The sequence below is a fragment of the Kosakonia sp. YIM B13588 genome, assembly GCF_042788165.1.
GTDB lineage: Bacteria > Pseudomonadota > Gammaproteobacteria > Enterobacterales > Enterobacteriaceae > Kosakonia > Kosakonia sacchari.
Genome location: NZ_JBHZPO010000028.1, coordinates 1 through 2,646 on the forward strand (window position 1 = coordinate 1; position 2,646 = coordinate 2,646).

Sequence of the window (2,646 nt, forward strand, 5' to 3'; positions counted from 1 at the left end):
CACTACAACACCTTCCGCTACTACGACCCCTGCGGTGGACGCTACACCCAGATGGACCCGATAGGGTTACTGGGTGGACTGAATACTTATACGTATGTGGTGGATCCGCTTACTTGGGTGGATCCTTGGGGGCTGGCATCTACGTGCCTCGATAGAGATTGGGGAACATATTTCGCAAGGAGGTCAGGAACAACGCCTCCAACATCGATGGTTAACCCTCATGCCCATCACATTGTATTCAAAGGAGATTTTTCAAGGTCTCCACCAATGCAGGAAGCTTTAAAAAGGAGTAGAAATATTCTGAAAAAATATGAAATTAACCCAGTTGAAGATGTGTCTGCGCTTATGTGGGCAGAAAACAGAGGCCATACTGTTGCAAATGCAAAACTTGTTGCAAATAAACTTGAAGCTGCACATGAAGTCATAAGTAGCCGCGGATTAAATGCAGTTGAAGCTACAAATGAGATGAAAGCAGCACTTCAGAGAATTGGGATGGAAGTATTTGGAAGCTGAACCTAGAGGTGATATATGAACTGGGATGAACTGGAAGAAAAATGTTTCCAGGCTGCGTTTGATGCCATCAAGAAACTTCTTACTGAATATTCTACTGAAAATTTTTATGCGTTCTCGCTTTATACAGACAGTAGCGCTATGACAGTATCGTTGAGCGCAAATTCTGAGGAACGCTTGCATTCTATCCTTGATGCTGAAAAAGATAAAAGTAGAGAGACACAAAGTTATTATAAATGGGCTACATCAGAATGGGCATACGAAGGATTTTGTGCGGAAAATTTTTCTGATATTAGTAAGGCTCTAAGAGAATCTCCGGATAGAGCGAACTTTTTGCAATTTAAGAACAAACTTGTTCAAGCACTTATTAATGCACTAAAAAAAATAAAATTAAGTGAGCTTGCGCCAGCCTTAAATGATTCCGTATTGTTTGTATCTATTACTGATGATGATGATGCAGAAAGAACTGAGAATATATCTGCAGGATTAATAAATGATAAATCGATCTCGTCTTATTTTCTTTCGAGATATGACTGAATGTGATTGGTTCTGTAGTGGCTAAATTACTCTGAATGGTATAAATAAAAATGCTGGTATGTATGGAATAGTACCAGCAGTCTGTTAAGTTGAATGTACATATTATTCAAGTAAGAGACGGTTTTGTGACTAATTACTATATAAAAGCGCCGACATATAAAATTTTATAGATGATGAGCCCCTTAATATTGTTTGACATTCATTTTTTGAAGTGCTTTATTTTTATTATAGTGATTGATGTGTTTAACTAATCTGGATGAAATGATGGCTTTTTATTTATTTGTTTATTTTTCCGGGTAATTGATGTGAGTAATAATTAATTTTTTCTGTGTTTTATTGTTGACTGTAATTCCAATATTTTTTTATGCTACTATATAGCGAACTGTGTAAGTGTATGCCTGCATTAAATATTAAATTGCGGGGCATTTATTTAAATGAGAGTAAATTATTTTATAGCTTGAGTGGTATCTGAAAGCCTCTTTATTTTTTGAAAGGAAATCTGAAAAGAAAGCTACTGAACAAAATAGATATTACACAGCCTAAAGGTGCAATACGTAAACAGAAAGAAGAAGTGCAAAATATACTCCGGAAAGGCCTTCAGAATGGCTATCCCATAAGGCCTCTCGATATGGATCAAGCTGGTTGTGCACTTGGAAATGCAAAAACAAATTCACTCTGGTCTAATATTTTTTATAAACACGGTTGGTGATAAATATGAATGATCTCACAAAAGTTATGGAACCTGTAGAATTCATTTTCACAGATAAGTTTTTCAAAGGGTTAAACGGGGATTTTGAATTTGACACTATAATAATACGTGAAATCGATAAGGCTTTTGAAAGTGCGTTTGACCAAGAGTTACCCAAGGGGTATGTGGTTTGGTTGGATATTATTGAAAATTACAGGAGAAAATTACGAGGTAATGCTGACTTCGACAAAGCATATGAAGCCGTTTCTAATTACTTAGAAACATTACAGGTAAATCACTCCTCTGACTTACTTGACTATAGGAAAAAGAAAATAAAAAAAATCAATAATAAACATGATGATTTTGTTTTTTCAGAGGCCCGGGAGAATGCTTACTTTGTCCTGGGGACGGTAGCGATAAATAGGTATCTAGATGATTTTATTCAGGACGGTTTCCTTGAGAATCTATTTGAAACTTATAAGTCAGGCGGTTGGCCTTGTGGTATGAAAGGAAAAAGTATTATTGTCTTTGATCCGGCTTTTTTAATAAGCGAAGATGACAAATGATCGTCGAGTAAAATTGTAAGAGATTCCTTAAATACGTTAATTTTTTTGAGGCTACATTCTCCTCAAAGTTTTAGAGACATTTCAGCTACTGTAATGCTGGATGCGCGGCCAGATAATAGAGCGTTCTATTTAGCAGGATGGCGAAGAACGTTTCTGGTATGACGCGGCGGCCAACCGCACCACGCCGGATTTACCGCCGGTGTGGGACAACCTGCTGAAACGACTGGAGGGCGTGCGCTGGGAGTACGACGGTTTCGGGCGTATGACTGAACGCCACGACAGCCATCGCGGCACGGTGCAGCGCTTCAGCTATGACGATGAACACCGCATCAGCCAGGTGATTAT

At 38.1% G+C, this 2,646-nt stretch carries 4 protein-coding genes; all 4 read left to right on the top strand.

Annotated elements, in window-relative coordinates; translation table 11 throughout:
- Positions 1-513, top strand: a 513-nt coding sequence (locus ACFX4U_RS23985) for an RHS repeat-associated core domain-containing protein (RefSeq protein ID WP_380218737.1), incomplete at its 5' end; no start/stop codon positions are given.
- Positions 514-528: 15 nt separating this feature from the next.
- Complete coding sequence (locus ACFX4U_RS23990; RefSeq protein ID WP_305734754.1) at positions 529-1,047, top strand: DUF4303 domain-containing protein; 519 nt, start codon at positions 529-531, stop codon at positions 1,045-1,047.
- Positions 1,048-1,761: 714 nt separating this feature from the next.
- Complete coding sequence (locus ACFX4U_RS23995; RefSeq protein WP_313507972.1) at positions 1,762-2,301, top strand: hypothetical protein; 540 nt, start codon at positions 1,762-1,764, stop codon at positions 2,299-2,301.
- Between the two features lie 232 nt (positions 2,302-2,533).
- The coding region (locus ACFX4U_RS24000; protein WP_380221067.1) for a hypothetical protein at positions 2,534-2,646 on the top strand (113 nt) is incomplete at its 3' end.